This is a genomic window from Chryseobacterium sp. BGARF1 (assembly GCF_001677955.1).
In the GTDB taxonomy this organism is placed as follows: Bacteria; Bacteroidota; Bacteroidia; order Flavobacteriales; family Weeksellaceae; genus Chryseobacterium.
Genome location: NZ_LELA01000081.1, coordinates 53,534 through 77,218 on the forward strand (window position 1 = coordinate 53,534; position 23,685 = coordinate 77,218).

22 protein-coding genes are annotated in these 23,685 nt (G+C 32.9%); 11 read left to right on the plus strand and 11 right to left on the minus strand.

The features are described from left to right. Positions 1 to 144: 144 nt before the first annotated feature. Entirely contained in the window at positions 145 to 2,850 is a 2,706-nt protein-coding gene (locus AB671_RS15645; RefSeq protein WP_066679850.1) for a hypothetical protein, read from the plus strand. A gap of 43 nt (positions 2,851 to 2,893) precedes the next feature. Here the strand turns inward: AB671_RS15645 and AB671_RS15650 are convergent, their stop codons facing one another. From AB671_RS15650 to rpsL, 8 genes are all read right to left on the minus strand, one after another. Next, positions 2,894 to 3,730 (minus strand): GLPGLI family protein, encoded by an 837-nt coding sequence (locus AB671_RS15650; RefSeq protein ID WP_066679851.1) that lies wholly within the window; start codon positions 3,728 to 3,730, stop codon positions 2,894 to 2,896. 354 nt (positions 3,731 to 4,084) lie between these two features. After that, positions 4,085 to 4,570, minus strand: coding sequence for a low affinity iron permease family protein (locus AB671_RS15655; protein ID WP_066679916.1), 486 nt, complete (start codon positions 4,568 to 4,570; stop codon positions 4,085 to 4,087). Positions 4,571 to 4,700: 130 nt separating this feature from the next. Beyond that, on the minus strand, positions 4,701 to 6,884 hold the full coding sequence (locus tag AB671_RS15660; protein WP_066679852.1) for a TonB-dependent siderophore receptor: 2,184 nt from the start codon (positions 6,882 to 6,884) through the stop codon (positions 4,701 to 4,703). A gap of 136 nt (positions 6,885 to 7,020) precedes the next feature. Next, complete coding sequence (locus AB671_RS15665) at positions 7,021 to 7,848, minus strand: GLPGLI family protein (RefSeq protein ID WP_066679853.1); 828 nt, start codon at positions 7,846 to 7,848, stop codon at positions 7,021 to 7,023. Positions 7,849 to 8,033: 185 nt separating this feature from the next. Next, positions 8,034 to 8,339 carry a 30S ribosomal protein S10 gene (rpsJ, locus tag AB671_RS15670; RefSeq protein ID WP_002661363.1) on the minus strand — a complete coding sequence of 102 codons (306 nt, stop codon included), beginning with the start codon at positions 8,337 to 8,339 and terminating at the stop codon, positions 8,034 to 8,036. 19 nt (positions 8,340 to 8,358) lie between these two features. After that, positions 8,359 to 10,476 carry an elongation factor G gene (gene fusA, locus AB671_RS15675; protein WP_066679854.1) on the minus strand — a complete coding sequence of 706 codons (2,118 nt, stop codon included), beginning with the start codon at positions 10,474 to 10,476 and terminating at the stop codon, positions 8,359 to 8,361. Positions 10,477 to 10,482: 6 nt separating this feature from the next. Beyond that, on the minus strand, positions 10,483 to 10,959 hold the full coding sequence (gene rpsG, locus AB671_RS15680; protein ID WP_027387226.1) for a 30S ribosomal protein S7: 477 nt from the start codon (positions 10,957 to 10,959) through the stop codon (positions 10,483 to 10,485). A 23-nt stretch (positions 10,960 to 10,982) separates the two neighbouring features. Further along, complete coding sequence (gene rpsL / locus AB671_RS15685; protein ID WP_027383325.1) at positions 10,983 to 11,396, minus strand: 30S ribosomal protein S12; 414 nt, start codon at positions 11,394 to 11,396, stop codon at positions 10,983 to 10,985. Between the two features lie 393 nt (positions 11,397 to 11,789). Here rpsL and AB671_RS15690 point away from each other — a divergent pair, with 393 nt between their 5' ends. The 8 genes from AB671_RS15690 to AB671_RS15725 all read left to right on the plus strand — a co-directional run bounded on the left by AB671_RS15690 (position 11,790) and on the right by AB671_RS15725 (position 19,356). Next, a complete protein-coding gene (locus AB671_RS15690; RefSeq protein ID WP_066679855.1) occupies positions 11,790 to 12,266 on the plus strand; it encodes a Dps family protein in 477 nt (158 codons plus the stop codon). A gap of 96 nt (positions 12,267 to 12,362) precedes the next feature. Further along, the gene (gene pncB / locus AB671_RS15695) at positions 12,363 to 13,541 is read left to right on the plus strand and encodes a nicotinate phosphoribosyltransferase (protein WP_066679856.1); all 1,179 of its coding nucleotides are present in this window, start codon (positions 12,363 to 12,365) and stop codon (positions 13,539 to 13,541) included. Positions 13,542 to 13,552: 11 nt separating this feature from the next. Next, on the plus strand, positions 13,553 to 14,062 hold the full coding sequence (locus AB671_RS15700; RefSeq protein ID WP_228390967.1) for a YciI family protein: 510 nt from the start codon (positions 13,553 to 13,555) through the stop codon (positions 14,060 to 14,062). A 10-nt stretch (positions 14,063 to 14,072) separates the two neighbouring features. After that, entirely contained in the window at positions 14,073 to 14,813 is a 741-nt protein-coding gene (locus AB671_RS15705; RefSeq protein ID WP_157444226.1) for a hypothetical protein, read from the plus strand. A gap of 66 nt (positions 14,814 to 14,879) precedes the next feature. Further along, positions 14,880 to 15,758: an alpha/beta hydrolase family protein gene (locus AB671_RS15710; RefSeq protein WP_066679858.1), complete on the plus strand. Its 879-nt coding sequence runs from the start codon at positions 14,880 to 14,882 to the stop codon at positions 15,756 to 15,758. Positions 15,759 to 15,905: 147 nt separating this feature from the next. Then, positions 15,906 to 16,661: a DUF5995 family protein gene (locus tag AB671_RS15715; protein WP_066679859.1), complete on the plus strand. Its 756-nt coding sequence runs from the start codon at positions 15,906 to 15,908 to the stop codon at positions 16,659 to 16,661. 275 nt (positions 16,662 to 16,936) lie between these two features. Next, positions 16,937 to 18,430, plus strand: a complete 1,494-nt coding sequence (gene rmuC / locus AB671_RS15720; RefSeq protein ID WP_066679860.1) for a DNA recombination protein RmuC — start codon at positions 16,937 to 16,939, stop codon at positions 18,428 to 18,430. A gap of 158 nt (positions 18,431 to 18,588) precedes the next feature. Next, positions 18,589 to 19,356: an RNA methyltransferase gene (locus tag AB671_RS15725; protein ID WP_066679861.1), complete on the plus strand. Its 768-nt coding sequence runs from the start codon at positions 18,589 to 18,591 to the stop codon at positions 19,354 to 19,356. A gap of 74 nt (positions 19,357 to 19,430) precedes the next feature. On the opposite strand, the gene AB671_RS15730 is transcribed toward AB671_RS15725, so the two are convergent. Then, positions 19,431 to 19,658, minus strand: coding sequence for a hypothetical protein (locus tag AB671_RS15730; RefSeq protein WP_066679862.1), 228 nt, complete (start codon positions 19,656 to 19,658; stop codon positions 19,431 to 19,433). A gap of 184 nt (positions 19,659 to 19,842) precedes the next feature. On the opposite strand from AB671_RS15730, the gene AB671_RS15735 reads away from it, so the two are divergent. Next, positions 19,843 to 21,009: a hypothetical protein gene (locus tag AB671_RS15735; RefSeq protein ID WP_066679863.1), complete on the plus strand. Its 1,167-nt coding sequence runs from the start codon at positions 19,843 to 19,845 to the stop codon at positions 21,007 to 21,009. After that, on the plus strand, positions 20,993 to 21,574 hold the full coding sequence (locus tag AB671_RS15740; protein ID WP_066679864.1) for a hypothetical protein: 582 nt from the start codon (positions 20,993 to 20,995) through the stop codon (positions 21,572 to 21,574). The genes AB671_RS15735 and AB671_RS15740 overlap by 17 nt, the downstream gene beginning before the upstream one ends. On the opposite strand, the gene AB671_RS15745 is transcribed toward AB671_RS15740, so the two are convergent. After that, positions 21,523 to 22,098 (minus strand): 5-formyltetrahydrofolate cyclo-ligase, encoded by a 576-nt coding sequence (locus AB671_RS15745; protein ID WP_066679865.1) that lies wholly within the window; start codon positions 22,096 to 22,098, stop codon positions 21,523 to 21,525. The two genes, AB671_RS15740 and AB671_RS15745, sit on opposite strands and share 52 nt — an antisense overlap. A gap of 202 nt (positions 22,099 to 22,300) precedes the next feature. Continuing rightward, on the minus strand, positions 22,301 to 23,653 hold the full coding sequence (locus AB671_RS15750; protein WP_066679866.1) for a rhodanese-related sulfurtransferase: 1,353 nt from the start codon (positions 23,651 to 23,653) through the stop codon (positions 22,301 to 22,303). Between the last annotated feature and the right edge of the window lie 32 nt (positions 23,654 to 23,685).

Sequence of the window (23,685 nt, forward strand, 5' to 3'; positions counted from 1 at the left end):
AAATCCGTGCAAATCTGTGTGATTTGTGGAAATTATTTTCTCTTGCAGCTTATACATATAAAATTTAAAATTATGAAGAAGCCTTGTCAAGGTTTAAAACCTTGACAAGGCTTTCAAAAAACAAACAAAACACTAAAAATTAATATGAAAAAGTATATCATTTCACTTGCGGTTGCATCGCTTTTCTACACCAGAACTGAAGCTTGTGCATGGTCTGATCCGGATTATGATTATTTCAATCTTTTCACACAGAGCATTATAAAAGATAAATCGTATCTGCCTTTTTTACATAACTATTCTGACCGATTTTACACCAATTACAAACCGTCTCAGATTCCTAATGAAAATATAGAATCGTGGAAGAAATTCTTCGGCAATCAGCTGAGCTATACTGAGACCGATTATCTGGTGAATAAAATCTCAATGGCAGATTTGAATGATCTGAAAAAAGGCAATCCTAATAATCAATTATTAAAAAAATTAGGGACAGGATTTTATGCAAAATACCGTGAAGCGATAGATTATTTAATCGAGGCAAAATATTTGGAACCCTACATGAAAATAAATTATGTAGAAAGTCCGGATTCTTTTTATTACCGAGAAAATGAAAGTGAGAAAAACGCGACTCAATTAGATTACAACAAAACTGTTTCGGCTTTAACTTCTTTATACAACGCAGCCAAAAATCCAGAAATCAAACAGCGGTACGGTTATCAGTTGGTGAGATTCAATCATTATACGAGAAATTTTGATGCAGCTTTGGAGACATTCAAAAAATACGTACAATCTATTTCGTTAAAAGGTGCACCTTATTATATGGCGCTCGATCAATTGGCGGGAGCGCAAAGAGGTCTGGAAATGGGAAGTGAGGCCAACTGGAATTTCTTTCAGGTTTTTATGAAATCTAAAAGCCGTAAGGAATCTGCATTTATATCGATGAAACTTTCAGACACGGCTTCTTTCAACAACATTATGAAAAGAGCGGGAACGAATGAGGAGAAAAACATGGCATATTTTCTTTTAGGTTATGAAGATTTTACCAACCCTATTCCGATGATGGAAAAGATGTACGACATTGATCCCGATTCTGAAATTCTGAAAGTAATGGCAGCAAGAAGCATCAATGAACTGGAAAGAAATTATCTTCCAACGTATTATTATGCTTCAAAAGATTCTAAATCAACTTCAGATAAAAAAGGAAACGTAACAGCCGAAAAACCGGAAGTAAAGAAAAAGGAACTGAGTTTTTGGCAGAAAATCGTTCTCTTCTTTAAAAACCTTTTTGGCGGAAAGAAATCTGATACAACCAATGATAAAGCTAAGCAAAGCAACGATGAATTGTTCGAAAATCCGGACAGGATTCCAACTTATGTAAAGAACAACGCTAATTATTACTCTCAGGATGAAAATCAGAAAGATTTCTTAGATGACCTGGAAAAATTCACCGCCAAAACAAAAGAAAAATCCAAAGACGAATATTGGCAGATTGCAGATGCTTATTTAAAATTTCTTAAAAAAGATTACAAAAAAAGCAATGATATTTTAGCAGATATCAAAACCAGCAATCCTGAATATCTTGAAGAAATTAAGAGAATGAAAGTGCTGAATGACATTGTTTCGCAGCCCAAAATTGATGCAGATTACGAAGATCATTTAATGAAAGATTACGCTGAATATTTTGTAGAAAAAGCACCTGTAAAAAAAGACAGCACAGAAACCAATGATTACGATTATTATGGTGAAGCTCCGTCAACTGCAGATTTCCTGAAAGATGTTTTAGCCAACCGTTATTTCCTTCAAGGCGAAGATGGGAAATCTTATCTAATGAATAATAAACTTTCTGACCTTCAGTACAACCCAAATTCAAGCCTGGTAAAAAGTATTGAAGAGTTTTACAGAAAACCGAATAAAACCCAATTTGAGCAACAAATCATTGCTAAAAATCTTGATGACGTAGGAAATATTGATGCGTTCTTTGCTAACATTTATGGTGACAGAGCAATGAGATTGGCTGATTTCGATAAGGCAAAATCTTATTATCAAAAAGCAGTAAACTTCTCAGGAATTCCGAGAGACAATTATGAAAAATATAATCCTGAAACCGGAAAATATGAAAAACTGGTTTACAATGGTGAAAATTATGACGGTTACCGAAATATTCCGAATTTAGTTTTCGGACATAATGTTTGGGAAAGTTTCCAAAGTCCAGAATCACAAAGTATGAAAGCAGAAGATTACACCGCATTTCCATTCATCAAAAACAAAATGAATAAACTGGAATTGGCAGATGCATTAATTCAGCTTAAAAAAATAGGAAACGGAAAAGATGCAAAAGCTGCTCAAGCCAATCAGTTAATCGGAAATCTTTTGTACAACACTTCTATTCTTGGATATTACAGAGAACTTTTTGTGATGGATGTCGACAACAGCAACGGCGGAAAATATGATTTCTGGAATACAAAAAGAGAAAATCCGTATCAGTATTATTACAAGAATTTCACCTACACGACTTTTATAGAACCTGATAATTTTGATTTGGCTATCAATTATTATAAAAAATCGTACGACCTTTCTAATGACAGAGAACAGAAAGCAAGAGTGCTTTTCCAGATGGCAAGTGCAGAACAGGGGAAATATTATCAGTATGAAGCTAAAAACCAAGCAAACATTGATTATGCTGACCCTAAATGGTCTGAGAAAAATGATGCTCACGAAAAACAGATGGCTGATTTGAAAAACCAGAAATACAGAACTTATTTTACACAACTGAAATCTCAATATTCAAATACGGAAACCGCCAGAGAACTTCTGGGAAGTTGTACGTATTTCGATTATTTTATGAAGAGATAAACTATAAAATTAAAGCCTTACAAATTTTGTAAGGCTTTAATTTTTATTCTAATTCAAAAGGATCGTAAAGAAGAGGTTTTGATTTAACCACCATCGGTGAACCATCTTCATTTACAGCTTTACCATGAAAAGCACCCGGGTTATCGTGATACGTTTTCTCAACTTCTCTAAATTTTGCTCTGCTTATTCTAAGTATTTCTTTATCGTTTCGTAAATAAATATCCATTGGTTTTTTATCAATTCTAACTGCTATAAAATGATATTTATTTTGTGAATCTTCAAGCTCTAAAATCAAACCAGGCAATCCTTCAAAAACATAAGGACCGTTGTTTATGGGAACTTCCATTGTGTACCAAGCGATAAATTCTCTTCCTCGGTATTTTACGGTTGCTTTTTTACAGCTATAATCAAGAATTTTCTTCGATTCGTTATGAAGTTGCCATTTCAATTCAGACTGAATTTCTTCATACTCGTATTTTGTTTTATATCTTTTTTGATAAGTAACTTTTTTATCGACTGTCGATTTTAAACTTTCCATAGTCCATAAAGGATTATAAGTAAAAAGTTGATTCATTTCTTTTACTCCAACACTTTCGAGATGAGAAAATTTTTCAGACAAAGAATCTTTCGCTAATGTTTTTGTATCGCTGAACTTTGAATAGTTTTCACCAATTTGTAACACACACAACCCTTCTCTTGGATTTTGAGAAATTTTTGCGTCTTTTAAAAATTTAAACTGATAATAAATATTAAGATCGCTCTTCTCAAAAACCTTTGCACTGTAAGATGATGCTTTCATCGAAAAATCACCAAGAATTTTAGTTTGCTGAGCAGAAATTAAAGCCGAACCAAAAATGAAAATTGAAATAAAAAACTTCATCCTATAAAAACTTTAGACAAAAGTAAGATGAAAAATTAATTTGTTCTAATTTATTATTAAAAATAACACTTCGGTGTGATAAATAATCTAAGTTCAAAATAAGAAATGGAGCAAAATATTTTGTCACGCAAAGATTTTAATTTTTAAGTTTATTATTTTAAGGTGCAAAGAATGGCGACAAAGTCGCTGATGAAGCTTGAATAAACGAGTGCTTCATAAAAATCAATTTATTGATTCCCATCTTTGCTCCTTAAAAATAAGATTTGCAAAAATCAAGCTTTGCGTTAAATCTATAACAATTTCACAATAGATAGTTTACTTCTACAGCTTAATCCGAATTCACATTAAATAAGTTTATTTTTTTTGCTTCGATAGCCATTCCTCATGCTTTTTTTTAAAAAACTCATGCTTATAATCCTGATTTCTTTTTGCGGCATCTATAGAATGTGAAGCATGAATATCTTCATCTTCTTCAGCAAAATCAGCGAGCTTTTCGTAATAACAATGTAATTGGTCGAGTTCTTTTTCGGTAAGGTCTTCTATATCGACAATTCGGTTGCTTGCTTTTTCGTTGGCAGCGATCAATTCATTTAATTTAATCTGAATCGCTTTAGAATCTTTATTTTGAGATTTCTGAATCAGGAAAACCATCAGAAAAGTAATAATCGTTGTTCCGGTATTGATAACCAACTGCCAAGTTTCGGAATAATTAAAAACCGGTCCAGAAACTGCCCAAATCACCACAATAGCAACCGCTCCCAAAAACGCATACGAACTGCCCGTAAATTTTGTTGCCCAGTTTGAAAATCTCTCGAAAACACTGCTATCTGATTTTGCCATTATTTTTTTATTAAAAGTAACAAAAAACATGCATCTGTAGAGACAAGTATTTAATTAAAAAAAGGAAAGCCCCTGAAAAAATTCAGAGACTCTCCCGATATAGATAAAACTATTACTTGAAAATTATCTATTAAAATTTATAATTGATTTGTGCTGAGAAATTTCTTGGCTGAATCTGGTCGATATAACCACCTCTGAAATATGAGTTGTATCCTACAGAATCAAAGATATTATTGAAGAAAACTCTTAAGCCTAATCCGTTTTTAAATTTATATCCAACCTGTGCGTCTACTGTTGTATAATCTGGCATGTTGAATGGTTTTTCTTCTGGCTGTGTACCATTCACATGTCCTTCTGCAATAGTAAATGTTTGCTTGTAATCATCCACTGGTCTTGTACCTACATAATAAATACCTGCTCCAATATCAAGACCTTCTAAAATTCCTTGATTGAATTTATAGTTTAGCCATCCATTAGCCGAATGTTTCGGAGTATTGATTGGCGCAGAACCATTAACGAACGAAGGGCTATCCTGATATTGAGCATCTACATACGCCCAACCTGTCATGATCTGTAAGTTGGGAAGAATCTTTCCAATCAATTCTACTTCCATCCCTCTTCTTTTCAGTTCTCCTGCTAAAGCATATTTTCCAGTCCTGTTGTTTCCGTTTAGAATCTCGTATGATAAATTATCTGTTTCTATATCAAAAAAGGTAAGATTGAAACGTAATTTCTCATTTAGCCAATCAGATTTAATTCCGGCTTCCCATTGTTTTGTGGTTGAAGCACCTACAGTTCCTCCTGTTGCCAAAACATTATTGGCACTTCGCAAACCTGTAGTGGTAGTATATGATCCAAAAACATTCATATTTTCGATTGGCGAAATCATTAATCCAAAAGATGGATTCCAAGCGTAATTTTTGTCTTTATCTGAACCATTTAATCTGCTGTAACGTAATCCTAAATGCGCCTTTAAGTATTTATTAAAAGTAATTACATCCTGAGCCATTAAACCCATTGTTGGCGTTAAAGCATTTACTATAGGATCTTTTTTAACCAAAGTAAAGTTTCCAGCATCAATATTTGAAGGAAGAATATTATTAATATCATTCAAAACGTTAATCTGGTCAACATCTTTTGAATCATAAGAAGTTGTAGTTACATCAGATTCTTTCCAATCAAAACCAACCTGAAAAGTGTGCTTCATAAAACCTGTCATTACATCTGCACCAATGAAATCAAATTGAAAAACTTTATTTAAATCTTCACGTTCAGATTTTGCCAAAGTTCTGTTTCTAATTTCATTCGGATTATTTCGATCGATTGGAGCCAAAGCTGCCCCTACGATATTGGTGTTATAAGAAGAGCTCATAAACGCAGCTCTTACTTTTAATTTATCAGTAAGTCTTCTTGTTGCAGTGGTAGAGAAATTAAAGGTCTCTGTAGCTGCATTGTCAGTTGAAAAACCTAAAAATTTTCTTCCAGGCATTTTGTAAATTGCCTCAATATCTCCTTTTGCTAAATTTACAGTTCCTCTATCGGGAGTTGTATTGTTCTTCATGTAATCCATTTCGGCAACGATCTCCGTCTTGTCGTCCGGACGGAAAGCTACTGATGGATTCACATAAATACGATCTGTATTTACAAATCTTCTGAAACTATTATTATCTTGGTAAGCTGCATTTAAACGAACCGCAATCTTACCTTTATTATCCAAAACTCTTTGAAAATCTACAGTCGGTCTGTAAAAATCCCAACTTCCGTATCTGAAACCAACATTAGTTTCATTAATAAACTTTGGAATTTTGGTCACCACATTGATCACTCCTCCTGCAGAACCAAGACCGTCACCAATTCCCTGCGTAACTGCAGCTGAACCTTTGATCACCTGAATACTTTCTACACCCTGCATATCGGTAAGCATTCCTCCGGTACGGAAATCAGAATCCATCATGACTCCGTTTTTCAAAACAGGAACACCACGATATCCTCTTATAGACATACTTTCTCTGGTTCCGCCATAGCTTCCGAATTGAGTGACACCAGGAATATTTTTTGCAACATCAGTTACGGTAAGTCCACCCAGATCTTCAATTACTTTGTGAGAAACTACAGAGATGCTTTGAATTTGATCTCTTGGTTTAAGAGGTAATCTTGTAATCACTTCCAAACCTTCAGGTTGTTTGTTTTTTTCTCCAAAAAGTTCTACCTCTTCAATTGTGGTCTCTTTTCTGATTGTATCATTTGCTTTTTGTTGTGCTTTAGAAAAAGCCACACCCAAAATTAGCAATGAGACAGATACCGTTTTTTTCATTTCATAAATTTGAAACAAAAATATTATTTTTATTAATTCTAAATAAATTATATCAAGTGACAATTATCACTTATGTTAAATTTACACAAAAAAAACACTTCGTTTTTAAAGAATTTCCAAAATACGGGATTGTATTTTAATTTACAGGGTATTTTATCGCTTTATCGATCTCGATGGGATTGTTTTCTCTAAGCATGGTTTTTCGCCTTTCATCCGACATGCCTTTTAGTTGGTCTAAACTTTTTATCTGAACACTCGAAACGTAAAAGGTATTTTCAGGATTTGTATTAGATTTAAAGGCTTCCGCAATATCCTGTAGCGGATTATTGTAAAGTTCTAACTGTTTTTTTGCAATGACTTTTTCAGTCACGGAAAGTGGTTTTTTCCCAGCAAAACTTTCAAGGAATTTGGCTTCATAAGTTTTAGGAAACTTCATACTTTTTGAAAGCTTAAACATAAAGTTATTTTTGTCATCTTCAATCTCGAAAATCAATCCCGGAAGTCCACGGAATTTGTATGGTCCTTCACTCAGATTAACGTCCTTAGAAAACCATGCAATCCAATTTCTTCCCCCAAAAATTGTGGTTGCTTTTTGCAATGTATATTGACCATCTACTTTTGTATCATTCAAAAGTTTCCAAGTCATCTTGTCTGTTGATTTTAAAGAGAAAAGATCATTCAATAAGATTAATGAAGTATTTTCAAAAGAACCTTTTTTTCTTATAAGGGCAGGAAGATGATCATCCCATCTCGATACATTTTGATCTCTAATAATATTTAAAGAATCTGTTTCAGCATAAGAATAAGGATAAAATTTAACATCATTAGGATTGACATCCAAGATCATATTTTCGGCAGCCAATTCTGTTGCTGTTGAATCTAATTTGTAGTGAAACTGATAAACGAATCGATGTGTTTGTGCTGAAATGATCAAAGGAAACAATAATAGGATCAGTTTTTTCATATTTAATTTTAATCAAAAATATCAATATTGTTTGAATTAACATTAATTTATCACTAACTATTTAGTTAAAATATTTTTTTAAAATTTAAAACAAAAAAAATCCCTCTTCTTTCGAAAAGGGATTTAATATTTAAGGTGTTGCTAAAAAACTTCCGACTTACATCATCCATCTTCCAGCATATTTATCACACTTTAATTTCAACGTCTACACCTGAAGGAAGTTCTAATTTCATTAGAGCATCAACAGTTTTAGAAGAAGAAGAGTAGATATCCATCAATCTCTTGTGAGCTGATAATTGGAACTGCTCTCTTGCTTTTTTGTTTACGTGAGGAGATCTCAACACTGTGAAGATTCTCTTATTCGTTGGCAATGGAATTGGTCCGTTTACAACAGCACCAGTAGCCTTTACCGTTTTTACGATTTTCTCAGCAGACTTGTCTACCAAGTTGTAATCGTAAGATTTTAGTTTTATTCTGATTCTTTGTGACATTTCTTGTACTTTAAAAAAATTAACCTTTTGCTTTAGCAATGATATCTTCAGCAACGTTTTGAGGAGTTGCTTGGTACTTCTCTAATTCCATAGAAGAAGTAGCTCTTCCTGATGAAAGTGTTCTTAGAGTAGTTACATAACCAAACATTTCAGACAATGGAACTGAACCTTTGATAACAACGGCACCGTTCTTTTCTTCTTGTCCACTGATTGTACCTCTTCTCTTGTTAAGGTCACCAATGATGTTACCCATATATTCTTCTGGAGTTACAACCTCCAATTTCATAATAGGCTCCATAATTACTGGCTTAGCAGCACGTCCCGCTTCTTTAAATCCTAATTTAGCAGCTAATTCGAAAGAAAGAGCATCAGAATCCACCGCGTGGAAAGATCCGTCTTTAAGAACAACTTTAATACCTTCAACTTCGAAACCAGCCAAAGGACCGTTTTTCATTGCAGCTTTAAAGCCTTTTTCAATAGCAGGAACAAATTCTCTAGGAACGTTACCACCTTTGATTTCGTTAATAAATTCTAGACCAATTTTACCTTCGTCAGCAGGGCCTAATTCGAATACGATATCAGCAAATTTACCTTTACCACCAGATTGTTTTTTGTAAACTTCTCTGTGCTGAGCAACTTTTGTAAGATTTTCTTTGTATTCTACCTGAGGCTGTCCTTGGTTAACTTCTACTTTGAATTCTCTTCTCATACGGTCTACAAGAATGTCAAGGTGAAGTTCACCCATTCCTGAAATGATCGTTTGACCAGAAGCTTCGTCAGTTTTAACCTGGAAAGTAGGATCTTCTTCAGCTAATTTAGCCAAAGCGTTACCCATTTTATCCTGGTCAGCTTTAGTTTTAGGTTCAACAGCGATACCAATTACTGGATCAGGGAAAACCATCGATTCTAGAACGATTGGGTGTTTCTCATCACACATTGTATCACCAGTTTTAATAGATTTGAAACCTACAGCTGCACCAATATCTCCTGCTTCAATATATTCTACAGGATTTTGCTTGTTAGCGTGCATCTGATAGATTCTAGAGATTCTTTCTTTATCTCCTGAACGAGTGTTCAAGATATAAGAACCTGCATCTAGTCTTCCAGAGTATGCTCTGAAGAATGCTAATCTTCCTACGAAAGGATCGGTAGCAATCTTAAATGCTAATGCAGAGAAAGGCTCATCTACAGATGGTTTTCTTGTAATATCAAGATCTGTTCTTGGGTCTGTACCTTTGATATCATCTTTATCCAATGGAGAAGGCAAGTATTTACATACTGCATCCAACATAAACTGTACTCCTTTATTCTTGAATGAAGAACCACAAGTCATTGGGATAATAGAAAGATCGATAGTAGCTTTTCTAAGAGCTTCGTTGATTTCGTCTTCTGAAATTGAATCTGGATCTTCGAAGAATTTCTCCATCAAAGTATCATCATAATCAGCAACAGCTTCAACTAATTTCTCTCTGTATTCCAGAACTTCAGCCTTCATGTCTTCAGGAATTGGCACTACTTCGAAAGTAGCTCCTTGTCCTGCTTCATCCCAGATGATCGCTCTGTTTTTAATTAAGTCTACAACACCTTTGAAATCTTCTTCAGCACCGATTGGTAAAACGATTGGAACTGCGTTTGATCCTAACATTGTCTTAACTTGGTTTACCACGTTAAGGAAGTCAGCACCTTGTCTGTCCATTTTGTTTACGAATCCCATTCTTGCAACTTTGTAGTTGTCAGCAAGTCTCCAGTTTGTTTCAGACTGAGGCTCTACTCCATCTACTGCAGAGAATAAGAATACCAAACCATCTAATACTCTCAAAGATCTGTTTACTTCTACTGTGAAGTCAACGTGTCCTGGTGTATCGATGATGTTGAAGTGATAAGGTTTAGTTTCTGGTAATTTCTTACCTTGATCTGTAGGGAAGTTCCAAGAACAAGTAGTTGCAGCAGAAGTAATTGTAATACCTCTTTCAGCTTCCTGCTCCATCCAGTCCATTGTAGAAGCACCATCATGTACTTCACCAATTTTGTGGTTTACTCCCGTATAGAATAAAATCCTTTCTGTAGTGGTAGTTTTACCAGCATCAATGTGCGCAGCAATACCAATATTTCTTGTAAATTTAAGATCTCTACTCATTTCTAATTAGAATTTAAAGTGAGAGAAAGCTTTGTTAGCTTCCGCCATTTTGTGAGTATCAGATTTTTTCTTGTAAGCAGCACCTTCTTCTCTTGAAGCGGCAACTACTTCGTTAGCTAATTTCAAAGCCATAGACTTATCATTTCTCTTTTTAGAGTAGCTAATTAACCATTTCATTGCCATAGAAATTTTTCTATCAGCTCTGATCGGCATAGGAATCTGGAAGTTTGCTCCACCTACTCTTCTAGAACGTACTTCTACGTGAGGCATAACGTTAGTTAATGCATCTTTCCAGATTTCAAGGGCAGTCTTTTCAGTTTCTCCTTTTTTAGTTTCTACGATATCTAATGCATCATAGAATATTTTGAATGCGATTGACTTCTTACCGTCAAGCATCAAGTTGTTTACGAATCTAGTTACCAATTGATCATTAAATTTTGGATCTGGTAACAACGGTCTTTTTTTCGCTTTTGTCTTTCTCATTGTTTCTGTACCTTATTTAATGATTATTTTTTCTTTCCTTTAGCCGGTGCAGCTGCAGCTTGACCTGGCTTAGGTCTCTTAGCTCCGTACTTAGATCTTCTTTGAGTTCTTCCGCTTACTCCAGCAGTATCTAACGCACCTCTTACGATGTGGTATCTAACTCCTGGTAAATCTTTTACTCTCCCCCCGCGTACCAATACTATCGAGTGCTCTTGAAGATTATGTCCTTCACCTGGGATATAGGCGTTAACTTCTTTACCGTTTGAAAGTCTTACCCTTGCAACTTTTCTAAGTGCAGAGTTAGGTTTCTTAGGTGTGGTAGTATATACTCTCGTACATACACCTCGTCTTTGTGGACAAGAATCAAGTGCAGCCGATTTACTCTTCTTGGTAAGTGCGACTCTTCCTTTTCTAACTAATTGTTGAATAGTAGGCATTTAATTGCTTTTATTTTAGGGTGCAAAAATATGAATAATTTTTTAATTGACAAGTAGTTATGTAGAAATAATAATCTTAACTCATTTCAAACTAACCATATGATAATGTATAATTTACATCATACAGGGGCATACAGCAAAATATAAGGAAATATAAAACTCAAAAACAAAAGTATAAATTTAGCGGGAAAGCATATAAAATTCATGATTTATTACATATCCAAAAAACTTCAACCCATTTCATATATAAGGATGTCTTTATTTTGTTTATCTTAACACTATCCAAATTATTCTAAATCATAATGAAAAAAGCTGCCATCGTTATCATCTATGAAGCTATAATAATTTCGGCACAATATTTCCTGCATTAGAAACATCAAAAAAAATAAACTTATGAAAAATGCCAACATTATCGGTTTAAAAGAAGCCGACTGTCAAAACATTTCAGAAAAACTGAATATCCTACTTGCCAACTATTCTGTATTTTACCAGAACACAAGAGGTTCTCACTGGAATATTAAAGGAGACCAATTTTTCACTCTGCATCCTAAATTTGAAGAATTATACAACAGTTTAGTTTTAAAAATAGATGAGATTGCAGAACGTATATTAACTTTAGGAGCAACTCCGGCGCACAATTATTCGGATTACCTTCAGGTTTCTACGATTAAAGAAAGCAAAGAAGTAAGTGACGGTAATAAAAGCGTAGAGATTATTCTGAATTCTTTCAAAGTGGTCATCGATTTACAAAGAGAACTTTTAGACATTACAGACAAAGCTGGCGACGAAGGCACCAACTCTCAAATGAGCGACTATATTACAGAGCAGGAAAAAGAAGTCTGGATGTACAATTCTTATTTAGGGAAGTAAAAACAGAACAAAAATCATTACAATATTTAAAAAATCGTCTTACATTTAGACGATTTTTATTTTAAATGAACTAAATTTGTGTTAAAATTACACAATATGCAACATATGACTTTCAACTCCATTCTAGACAACGATTTCTATAAAATAACCATGCAAAATGCAGTGGTAAAACTTTTTCCAAGTCAAATTGTAAAATACGAATTTATCAATCGTGGAAAACACCATTTTCCTGAAGGTTTTGATCATGCTTTAAGAGAAACTGTCAATAAAATGGCAGAACTCAAACTGACTAAAGACGAGAAAAAGTTTCTAGCTAAAACCTGTCCTTATTTAAACCTACCCTATCTTGATTTCCTCGAAGGTTATCATTACGATCCATCTGAAGTAAAAATTGTACAAACTGGAAATGACTTATCAGTTACTGTTGAAGGACTTTGGTACCGAACAATTCTTTGGGAAGTTCCATTACTGGCTTTGATTAGTGAATTGCATTACGAAATGAATCACATGGAAAGAGATTCTAACGAAATCGTAATGGCAAAAACGCTGGAAAAAGCAGATTCGCTAAACAAGCTGGGAGTTAACTTCGCAGAATTTGGTACAAGAAGAAGACATTCTTATAAGGTACAAAATTTGGTAATGGAAGCTTTAACCCAGAAAAAAGACTCTACATTTATAGGAAGCTCCAACGTACATTTCGCAATGAAATATGGTGTAAAACCTATTGGAACCCACGCTCACGAATGGTTTATGTTCCACGGAGCCGAGTTTGGATTTAAAATGGCCAACGAATTAGCCCTTGAACATTGGGTTGATGTTTATCGTGGGGATTTGGGAGTTGCTCTTTCAGACACTTACACCACTGATGTTTTTTTCCAGCAATTCGATAAAAAATTTGCAAAACTTTTTGATGGTGTTCGTCACGACAGTGGTGATGCATTAGAATTTGCCGACAAAACGATCGCTCACTACAAACGACATGGAATTAATCCTTTATTTAAATATATTATTTTTTCTGATGCTTTAAATCTTGAAAAAGTAGAAGAAATCACCAATTACTGTAAAGGTAAAATCGGTGTTTCTTTTGGGATTGGAACTAACCTTACGAATGATGTCGGTTTAAAACCAATGAACATCGTGATGAAACTTATCGGCGTACAATCTCTCAACAACGAATGGATCCCTACCGTAAAACTTTCTGATGAACATGGAAAATACACAGGTGACCCTAAAATGATTGAATTGGCAAAAGAATTTTTAAGAATTAAAGATTAAAAACATTTAATATGATGAAAAATTTATTTCTACTAAGCGGAATTACATTCACTTTAATCTCCTGCTCTATTCAAACCAAAGCTCAAGATGGTAAACCCGGACAAAATGGAACTTCATCCAATTCTAAATTATCATTTAATCAAAAACTGGCAGATTCTTTAGGAGCAGATAAATATGGAATGAAAGCTTACACCATCGTTATGCTCACAACCGGCTCAGCAAAAATTGATGATAAAGAGAAAAAAGCAGAGCTGATGAAAGGTCATATGGAAAACATCGGCAAACTAGCTAAAGAAGGAAAAATTATTGTTGCCGGGCCCTTTTTAGAAAAAAATAAAGAAAACTACCGCGGAATGTTCATCTTCAACACCAAGTCAAAAGAAGAAGCCGAATCTTGGGTAAAAACCGATTCCGCCGTTGCAGCCGGAATTTTCAGTTATGAAATATTTCCTTGGTACGGTTCCGCAGCTTTACCTTTGTATTTAAAACATCATGATGAAATTTCGAAAGAAAATCCTTAAATCTTTTTCGATGAAATTATATTGCATCTTATTATTTCTATTGATGCTGATTAATTGCAATAAAGAACCCAAAGTTTTTGAATTCACCACAGAAACTGTTGATAAAAATATCGCAAAAGAACTAGAACTGATAAAAAACCAGAAACCTTACGGATTAGTTTTTCAAGATGAAAAATATGAAGTCTGGAATAACTGCTCCGGAGAATGGGGTGGAACAATTTATTTTAAAAATAAACACAATGGAAAAATTCGTTATGCACAATCTACCTGCGCAGTTTCAGTAAATAAAATTGGTGATAAATATTATATTTCAAACGCATCTACTCACTTGTATGAAAAATCCTCTATCTTGGAAATCATAAATCCTGAGAAAATGGAATTGACTTTAAGATTACCCCCTTTTCATCCGGAAATTGAAACAAGAGAATATGAAACCAAAAGCAATTTAGGAACAAAAACAATTGTAGATTCTGTAGGTGTATCTATTTTGACAAGTTTTGTTTATAAGAATAATTTATATTCAATATTAAAAAACTACAAAAACGACATAATAACTATTTCAAAAGTTGAGAACACTAAATTCAAAACAGTACAAACATTAGACGGCTTAATTTTAAATGGTTCTCCACAGATTCTAAAAGAATCGGAAAACCATCAAAAACTTTATTTTCAACATCCTAAAAGTGGTATTTTAGATGTAAAAGACAACAAAATAAAATTTACATTTTACAAAAAACAATTGAAAATATAATCTCGTAAATCTTTGAGTAATTTCTAATCTAACCTCGCAGACAATAGCAATTATAATTCTCTAATAATGAAAAGAAAATATAACACAAAAGTTCAAATACATTTCATTTTATGCATCCTTACCACTTTATTATTTTCATGTGAAACAAAATCACAAAAAAACGATAGTACATATTTGAATGAAAAGAAACACTTTCATTCAAAATTAATTAAAAAAGAAAAAGCTCCTCAAGAATATGAAGACCTAGTAAGCACAAAGGATCTATTAAGAGTAGAATATCCTTCAAATGGAATTAATTTAAAAGCATTAATTATCAAAAAAAATATTGACTCAACGAAGCGAAAGCCTATTCTTGTCTATTTACATGGAGGTTTTGCATTGGGAGAACAAGATTTATTAGACTGTCAAGTTTTTACAAAGAAAGGTTATATCGTATTTGCTCCAAGTTATAGAGGTGAAAATGGAAATGGTGGAAACTTTGAATTATTTCAAGGAGAAGTTGATGATGCAAAGGAAGCAATAAAATGGATTGCAAAACAACCATTTGCAGACAGCACTAAAATATATGTATTTGGACACAGTATTGGCGGAGGAGTATCTTCATTACTATCTTTAGAAAACAATGTTCCAATTGCAAAAAGCGGAAGTAACGGCGGTTTATATACACCAGATTTTTATGGTTGGGAAGACATAATTCCTTTTGATAATAAAAATCCATTAGAGGGTAAAATGAGAGTTTTAGTAGAAAATATTCCTTCGATGCAAATTAATCATTATGCCATTGTCGGGAAAGAAGATGAAGGATTATACGATTTAAAAGATGAACTTAACGCTATATCACATAATTCAAAATTAAAACTTGTTTACATTGATGGAGATCATTTCACAAGCTTAGAACCAGCAATGAAAAAGTTTATTGAAATAATAAATAACGAGAAAAAATAAGATTGAAACGAAAAAAGGCTTATCAAAACAGGCATAAATAAATTCAATTAAACTTTACAGTTTTTAATAAATTTCACTATTAAAAATCAATACCTTAAATAGCATTCGAGTTTATTTTTTGTTATCTTTATTCAAAACTATACCATCATGAAAACCATAGAAGAAGTCTTAAAAAAATTAGACGAAATTATTCTTTGGAGCAAAGCAAACAAAAGTCCTGTAGGATATTTTGCGTGCACTTATCGAATAATGACCGCACAGGTTTTGAAAGGAATTCAACAGAAAAAATTTGAAGACAATCCGAGAATGACTCTGCTTGACATCGCTTTTGCAACAAGATATTTGGACGCATGGGAAAACTATAGCAAAGGAAAAAAATGTACAAATTCTTGGTATTTAGCTTTTGAAGCCGCAAAAAATAAAGATCTTCTGATTCTTCAGCATATTTTCCTTGGCATGAATGCGCACATCAATTTAGATTTGGGAATTTCCGCAGCATCGATTATGCCTTACCGAAAGATCAATCCACTGAAAAAAGATTTTGAAAACATCAATTCAGTTATTGCATCAATCAACCAGAATGTTCAGGATTCTTTAAATAAGATTTGCTATCCAGTCAATCTCATCGACAAACTTTCTAACGGAAAAGATAATGTGATTTTAGATTTTGCCATCTCAAAAGCAAGAGATACTTCTTGGGCAACGGCTGTGATTTCTTCTAATACACCTAATTTCTTAAAAGAATCGGTTATTAACATTGTCGACTACGCTGCAGCAAAAGTTGCTTCGCAGATTTTAAATCCAAAATTACTCTCCCCTAGTTTATCAAAAGAATTGAAAAAATGCGAGAGCAATGATGTTGTGAAAAATATTGAGATTTTAGAAAAAACAAAAACTATTTAATTATTAAACTTGTTTAAACTTTTTATTTAACCACAAAAGAGGCAAAAGATTTAGATATTTCTTTTTAAAGTTAATTAGTACAAAGAAAAAAGCACTCAAAAACCTTTAAAAATCTTTGATTTTTCATTCTTTTGAGAACTTTGATTATCTAATAATATCTCTATAATTATCTTTTGCTCCTTTTGTGGTTAAATTTCAAATTAGTTTAAACAGCTTTATTAAGTATTAAGGTTTCCCATAAAGAAAATCTTTTTTTGTTTTTGTAATTTTGAAAAATGGAAATCACTTATCTGATCATTGGATGTTTTGCCGGAGGAATTATCGGCTCTATCTTAATTTATTTTGTTTTGAAATCGTCTATGGTTTCGAGAAGTTCTTATGATGAATTGAATTATTTAAATATTAAGACTAAAGCAGATTTAGAAAATTTAAACCTGAAGATTCAGGATTTAGATCAAATCATTAAAAATGAAAAAGATTTAAACCTTCAACAATCTGATTTATCGAACGATCTTAAAAATGAATTCTCAAAAATTTCTGCAGAAAACACTTTTCTTCAAACTCAATTTGGTGATCAAAAGCTTTTAAACCAAAAACAAAACATTCAAATTGAATTAATCCTTAATGAAAAGCAGAGTTTATATGCTAAAAATTCAGAACTAACAGCTCAAAATGAAGGTTTACAAAAATCTTTAGAAACTCAGAAAGAAGAAATCAAAAAAATTCAGGAAGAAGGGAAATTGCAGTTTGAAAATTTGGCCAATAAGATTTTAGAAGAAAAAACAGAAAAATTCACGACTGTCAATCAAAATAATCTTAAAAATATTCTTGAGCCTTTTCAGGAGAAGATCAATGATTTAAAAAATAAAGTCAATGAAGCTTATGAAAAGGAAAATAAAGAACGTTTTTCTCTTGCTGAAAAAGTGAAAGAATTAGCGTTGCTTAACCAGCAAATTTCCGAAGACGCTAAAAAACTGACCAAAGCTCTGAAAGGAGAAAGTAAAACACAGGGGAATTGGGGAGAAATGATCCTGGAAAGCATTTTAGAGAAATCAGGATTGGTAAAAGGAAGAGAATATTTCCTGGAGCACGAACTTAGAGATGAAGATAACAAAGCTTTGTTTTCAGAGTTTTCTGGTAAAAAAATGCGTCCTGATGCGGTGGTAAAATATCCTGACGAAAGAAATGTGATCATCGATTCTAAAGTTTCTTTAACTGCCTTCACCGAACTTGTAGACGAAACAGATGCGGATATTTACCAAATAAAAGTGAATCAGCATTTATCTTCCATCAAAACCCACATTAGTCAGTTGAGTCAAAAAGCGTATGACGATTACGGAAAATCTTTAGACTTTGTGATGATGTTCATTCCCAGCGAACCAGCTTACATCGCCGCCATGCAAGCCGATCAAAATCTTTGGAATTTCGCTTATGAGAAAAGAATTTTACTTTTAAATCCCAGCAATCTTATTACTTCATTAAAACTGATTGCCGATCTTTGGAAAAGAGAATATCAAAACAGAAATTCTATGGAAATTGCTGAGCGTGGCGCTAAATTATACGACAAATTCGCAGGCTTTGTAGAAAACCTTGAAAAGGTTGGAAAAAATCTAGATCTGGCAAAAAATGTTTACAATGATGCTTACAAACAGCTATACACAGGAAATGACAACCTGATTATCCAGACGCAAAAATTGAAATCTTTAGGAATTAAAAATAAAAAAGAGCTTCCACAAAGCTTAATCGGAAATATAAATGATGATTTATAATTGTCAATTGTCAATGGCGAATTTGGTTTTGAATTAAAATTAACGAGCGAAGCGAATTGCCCCTTCACAATTCACATTTAAACGATTATACATAATCAATGATTGATAAGTCTGATGTAAATCTTATTTTTGCATGAATTATCAATCATTTATCACTTATGATCATCGAAAGTTTTCAGAACGAAAAGATAAAACACATCACAAAACTTCTTACAGACAACCGTTTTCGTAAAAAATCGGAAGTATTTGTGGTTGAAGGGCAACAGGAAAATGAAAGAGCTCAGAAGTATGATTTTGAAGCTGTCGAATTTTATATCTGTGAAAGCATTTTTAAAGGAAATACACCTAAAGAAAAAGTTCATTTGGTAAGCGACAAAGTGTATGAAAAAATTGCTTATCGCGGAAGCTCTGAAGGAATCATTGGAGTTTATAAAACTCAAGAATCTTATTTAAATAAATTTCATCCAAAAGAAAATTCAACTGTAATTATTGTTGAAGGCGTTGAAAAGCCAGGAAATCTAGGCGCAATTCTAAGAAGTTGTGAAGCTTTTGGAATTGATGCTTTAATTGTTGCAGATGGAAAGACCGATTTCTATAATCCAAATGTTATTCGATCAAGTGTAGGATGTCTTTTTGGAATGCAGATATTTCAGGCTGACAATAACGAAGTCTTTGAATTTTTACAGAAAAACAACTTCAACATCTATACAACTATTATGGATGAGACTTCCAAAGATATGTTTGAAAGAGACTTTACAAAACGTTCTGCCGTTTTATTTGGTACTGAACATTCCGGATTGAGTGATTTTTGGTACGATAAAGGTCAAAATACATTGATACCTATGACCGGAAGTATAGACTCATTAAACCTGAGCAATGCAGTAGCAATTACCTGCTATGAAACATTAAGACAAAAGAAAGCTTAACGCTTTAAAATTATAAGACACAAAAAAACCGTTTCGCTGAGCGAAACGGTTCTTTATTCTTCAATCGTAACTGATTAGTGAGCAGCTGGAGCAGCAACTTTAGCAGTAGAATCGATCGCTTTAGTAGCTGAATCAGCAACTTTAGTAATTGAATCTTTAGCAGCACCTGCAGTAGAGTCGATTTGCTCAGTAGCTGAATCAACTTTAGCGTTTAAAGAATCAGCTCCAGTTGTAGCTTCACCTTTTTTACATGCAACTAAAGAGATAACAGCGATAGCAGCTACGAATAATGACTTTTTCATAATAAATTAAATTTAATTTTGTTAATATTGTTTTTTAAATCTTTTTCTCTGTTCGGTTATTTGAACAAGACAAAGGTATAGCAGATATAAAATTTGTTTATGAAAAATAATTGTAATAACTTTGTAAAACAGTTTTACAAATAAAATACAATGAAAATCAACAACTTAACTACTTTTTTATAAAGTGACAGATTTAGACCTCTTACATTTTGAGCAGCTCAAAAAAGACGTTCAAGCTCAATATTTGAAAGAATACACCCCTTCTTACGATGAAATATCTAAGTGGAAGGGTATTGATATTATATATTTTCAGGAAGACCTTAGGAAAAAAGCCAAAGGTAACATCAGTGAAAAGTCTTTTTACACCTATTTTAAATCTTCTCCCGTTTCAAAATTACCCCGTATTGACATGCTCAATTTATTGAGTATTTATGCGGGTTACGACTCTTGGTATGACTTTAAAAAGAATCATCTTTTTGCAGGAGAATTACTAAGCGAAGAGAAAGATTTGAGCGACGATGAACTGAAAGAATTAGAAAAAACTATTTCAAGTGCATTAAACTTACCTAAAACTGAAGAAGAACCTAAAAAAATAGTAACAGGCAATCAAGAAAACGCAGTTTTACAAGAAAACAATACTGATAATCAAATAATTGAAAAAAAACAACCTATTTTAGAATCTTCGCAAATAACAGAAGTAAAGCCATTAAAAAAGAACCACCAAAGAGCAGCTTGGATTGCTGCAGCATCAGTTTTTGTCATTTTATTGGGGCTTTTAGGTTTTAAGGACGAAATTTTTCAAAAAACTTATAAGTATTGTTTTACGGATGCCGACAGAAATCTAAATGTACAGCGAGATATTGAGATAAAAGTCATTAAAGAAAACGAATCTCCTATTTTATATAGAATAAAACCCGGAGAATGCTTCATCTATCCAACAAAGGATAAAACTCTGAAAATGCAGATCAGCTCAACTGTATATGAAGATCTTGAAGTCAATAGAAATCTTGAAAACGCGCCTGAAGAAGAGACCATAGAGCTGAAACCGGATGATTATAAAATGGCGCTCTATTATTTCTCTATAAAAGACATCAACGGAGAAAATTCTGAACAGCTTATCAAGCAAAAAAGAAAGCAGCTGGAAAACCTTATTAGCAATACAGCCACTATAACACAGGTCTATGACAGTGATATCTATGGTCTTGAAACTTTAGACAAACAAGACTATATTACTTTGGTAACCACACCTACCACTTCATTAAAAAACCTGAACGTTATTGAAATGAAAAAAGATAAAGGAAAAATAGTATCTATCAAATTTAAAATCTCAAACCATGAAAACAATAAATAACTTTTTGTTTTTAACGATACTTCTTGGCATCATAATGATTGCTTGCACAAAAAAAGAAGAAAATAACAACGTAAGCGACCTCGAAAAACTAAGAAATACAAATAACATCAATGTATTGATGGACAGTACACAGGCAATTAATTCTATTACTTTGCAAAAAGTACAAGACGTGCTTGACCTGTCTACTCTTTATCTTTCCGGAAATAAGAAAACCGAAATAGATACCGCCATCTATTCAAAGATTGAAAAATATTTTCAGAAATCTGATTCTACTACCTTTAAAGGACTTTTTAAAGAGCTTGAAAGCCTGAAAGTAAAAAAGGTGAAGGTAAGCAACATAAATGTGTTTAAGAAAATAAATGATAAAGACACTCTAGATTTCGCAAAATTCAATGTGGAATATATTGGTGACAAAAATAAATCGATTGGGAATTTTGAAAGAAGTGCACAATACACTCTGGTTTCTAAAACCAACGAAAAAAATAAAGAATTTAAGTTTTATTTTATTAAGTTCTACTCAGATTTGCTAGCAAAAGACAGTACATCTGTAGGCGTTACAAGATAGTCTAAGGAAATATCATTTTCCCAAACATCATCAATTATATCATCGGGGTTAAAATAATTAACTCCGATTTTTTTTGATTTTCTTGAAATATTTTCAAAAAATTGATCATAAAAACCTTTTCCATACCCTACTCTATTTCCCTTGGTGTCACAATAAAGAAGTGGTGTAATCACAAAATCAAAATCTAAAACTTCTGAATCTATATTTGAAAGAGGTTCAGAAATCCCCCAATTATTTAGATTAAATTCAGTATCCTGAAAAATTTCAACAGAAATTAATTTTGCATTTACAATCTTAGGAACATAGACTTTAATATTTTGGCTTAAAAAGTAATCAATAAAAATTTTGGTATTGATTTCTTTAAACTTCTCGATTGGAATGAAAATATGGATTTTTTGAGCAGAAACCGGTTTAAAATAATTAATGAAATTTTTAAAAATTCTTTCAGATAAATGAGAAACCTCATCTTGTGACAATGTTTTTCTTTTTTCAAGATATTTTTTTCTGATTTCCGATTTTTTCATTTTCAAATTTATAAAAAATAGCATTATACAAAACTATTTTAGAGATAGCGCTCCTACGGAGCGCAAAATTCGTCATAACACTTTATAACATTTCTACACAGATAAAACTCCTACGGAGTTTTCTAATGACATTTAATTTAACAAAAAAAGGTTGCGCTCTGATGGAGTGCAACCTTTATATAATTATCAATCTAAGGATCAACTATCCCAAAATTTTATATATTTTATCTGATAAACGTACTCTGAACGGAAGTTCAAAAGTAATCTGATCTCCTGATTTTGCATTTTCACAAGAGTTACCATCAACAAAAATCTCAGTGATTGTAATTTCCTGCTCTCCCGTTGTAGGACCAGAAATTAAAACTTTATCTCCAACTGAAAGCTCATTTTCAATTAAAAACTGTGCAATCTTTGATTTGGTATAGTAATGTTCTGCTTTACCAATCAATGTTTTCTTGATTGCAATTTTCTGTCTAATATTTTTAGAATCAACTTTGGCTAAAGGTTTATTAGGTAAATCTCCTGAATTTTTAAAGGTCAGAGCATCAGATTTCCCTTTTCTGAACACTTTATTTCCAACCTGCAATCCTTTTCTTAATGCTACTTGTTCTTCCGCCGGCAAATGGGTTATTTCTAAACATTCTGTAGAACAACAGTTTTCCATCGCCGTTTTACAGTCATCACATTGTATAAATAATAAATGACAAGCATCATTAGCACAGTTGGTGTGATTATCACAAGGTTTTCCACATTGGTGACACTGAGAAATAATATCGTCTGTAATTCTTTCGCCTAATCGGTGATCAAACACAAAGTTTTTACCAATAAATTTACTTTCAATATTTTCTTCCTTGATTTGACGGGTATATTCAATAATTCCGCCTTCTAATTGAAAAACATTTTTAAAACCTTGATGTTTGAAATAAGCGCTCGCTTTTTCACAACGAATTCCGCCTGTACAATACATCAAAAGATTTTTATCTTCTTTAAAATCCTGAAGCTGTTCGTTGATAATCGGTAAACTTTCTCTGAAGTTTTCCACATCGGGAGTAATAGCTCCTTCAAAATGTCCTACTTCACTTTCGTAATGGTTTCTAAAATCAACGACAATTGTATTGGGATCAACCAATAAATCATTAAACTCCTGTGCTTTTAAATGAACTCCTTTATTGGTTACATCAAAAGTATCATCATTCAAACCATCGGCAACAATTTTATGTCTTACCTTAATCGTTAATTTCAAGAAAGAATGGTTGTCTTGTTCTACTGCAACATTAAGACGAATTCCTTTCATGAAATCATAAACTTCCAGCGTATTTCGAAAATCTTCCAACTGATCTGCAGGAATACTCATCTGAGCATTAATTCCTTCATGGGCAACATAGATACGTCCCAATGCATCGAGTGCATTCCAGGCTATAAATAAATCGTCGCGAAATTTTTTGGGATTTTCAATTTTGGCATACGCATAGAAAGATAAAGTAAGGCGTTGCTTACCAGCTTCATCAATAAGTTGAGCTCTTTCTTCTGCGCTTAAGGTGTTATACAGTTGCATGCTATAAACGGTTTAAGTGAGAAAAATTATTT

Excerpts from the sequence above, each read along its gene's own strand:
- AB671_RS15645 (WP_066679850.1), top strand. The coding sequence starts at position 145 with ATGAAAAAGTATATCATTTCACTTGCGGTTGCATCGCTTTTCTACACC.
- AB671_RS15650 (WP_066679851.1), bottom strand. The coding sequence starts at position 3,730 with ATGAAGTTTTTTATTTCAATTTTCATTTTTGGTTCGGCTTTAATTTCT.
- AB671_RS15655 (WP_066679916.1), bottom strand. The coding sequence starts at position 4,570 with ATGGCAAAATCAGATAGCAGTGTTTTCGAGAGATTTTCAAACTGGGCA.
- AB671_RS15660 (WP_066679852.1), bottom strand. The coding sequence starts at position 6,884 with ATGAAAAAAACGGTATCTGTCTCATTGCTAATTTTGGGTGTGGCTTTT.
- AB671_RS15665 (WP_066679853.1), bottom strand. The coding sequence starts at position 7,848 with ATGAAAAAACTGATCCTATTATTGTTTCCTTTGATCATTTCAGCACAA.
- rpsJ (WP_002661363.1), bottom strand. The coding sequence starts at position 8,339 with ATGTCACAAAGAATCAGAATAAAACTAAAATCTTACGATTACAACTTG.
- fusA (WP_066679854.1), bottom strand. The coding sequence starts at position 10,476 with ATGAGTAGAGATCTTAAATTTACAAGAAATATTGGTATTGCTGCGCAC.
- rpsG (WP_027387226.1), bottom strand. The coding sequence starts at position 10,959 with ATGAGAAAGACAAAAGCGAAAAAAAGACCGTTGTTACCAGATCCAAAA.
- rpsL (WP_027383325.1), bottom strand. The coding sequence starts at position 11,396 with ATGCCTACTATTCAACAATTAGTTAGAAAAGGAAGAGTCGCACTTACC.
- AB671_RS15690 (WP_066679855.1), top strand. The coding sequence starts at position 11,790 with ATGAAAAATGCCAACATTATCGGTTTAAAAGAAGCCGACTGTCAAAAC.
- pncB (WP_066679856.1), top strand. The coding sequence starts at position 12,363 with ATGCAACATATGACTTTCAACTCCATTCTAGACAACGATTTCTATAAA.
- AB671_RS15700 (WP_228390967.1), top strand. The coding sequence starts at position 13,553 with ATGATGAAAAATTTATTTCTACTAAGCGGAATTACATTCACTTTAATC.
- AB671_RS15705 (WP_157444226.1), top strand. The coding sequence starts at position 14,073 with ATGAAATTATATTGCATCTTATTATTTCTATTGATGCTGATTAATTGC.
- AB671_RS15710 (WP_066679858.1), top strand. The coding sequence starts at position 14,880 with ATGAAAAGAAAATATAACACAAAAGTTCAAATACATTTCATTTTATGC.
- AB671_RS15715 (WP_066679859.1), top strand. The coding sequence starts at position 15,906 with ATGAAAACCATAGAAGAAGTCTTAAAAAAATTAGACGAAATTATTCTT.
- rmuC (WP_066679860.1), top strand. The coding sequence starts at position 16,937 with ATGGAAATCACTTATCTGATCATTGGATGTTTTGCCGGAGGAATTATC.
- AB671_RS15725 (WP_066679861.1), top strand. The coding sequence starts at position 18,589 with ATGATCATCGAAAGTTTTCAGAACGAAAAGATAAAACACATCACAAAA.
- AB671_RS15730 (WP_066679862.1), bottom strand. The coding sequence starts at position 19,658 with ATGAAAAAGTCATTATTCGTAGCTGCTATCGCTGTTATCTCTTTAGTT.
- AB671_RS15740 (WP_066679864.1), top strand. The coding sequence starts at position 20,993 with ATGAAAACAATAAATAACTTTTTGTTTTTAACGATACTTCTTGGCATC.
- AB671_RS15745 (WP_066679865.1), bottom strand. The coding sequence starts at position 22,098 with ATGAAAAAATCGGAAATCAGAAAAAAATATCTTGAAAAAAGAAAAACA.
- AB671_RS15750 (WP_066679866.1), bottom strand. The coding sequence starts at position 23,653 with ATGCAACTGTATAACACCTTAAGCGCAGAAGAAAGAGCTCAACTTATT.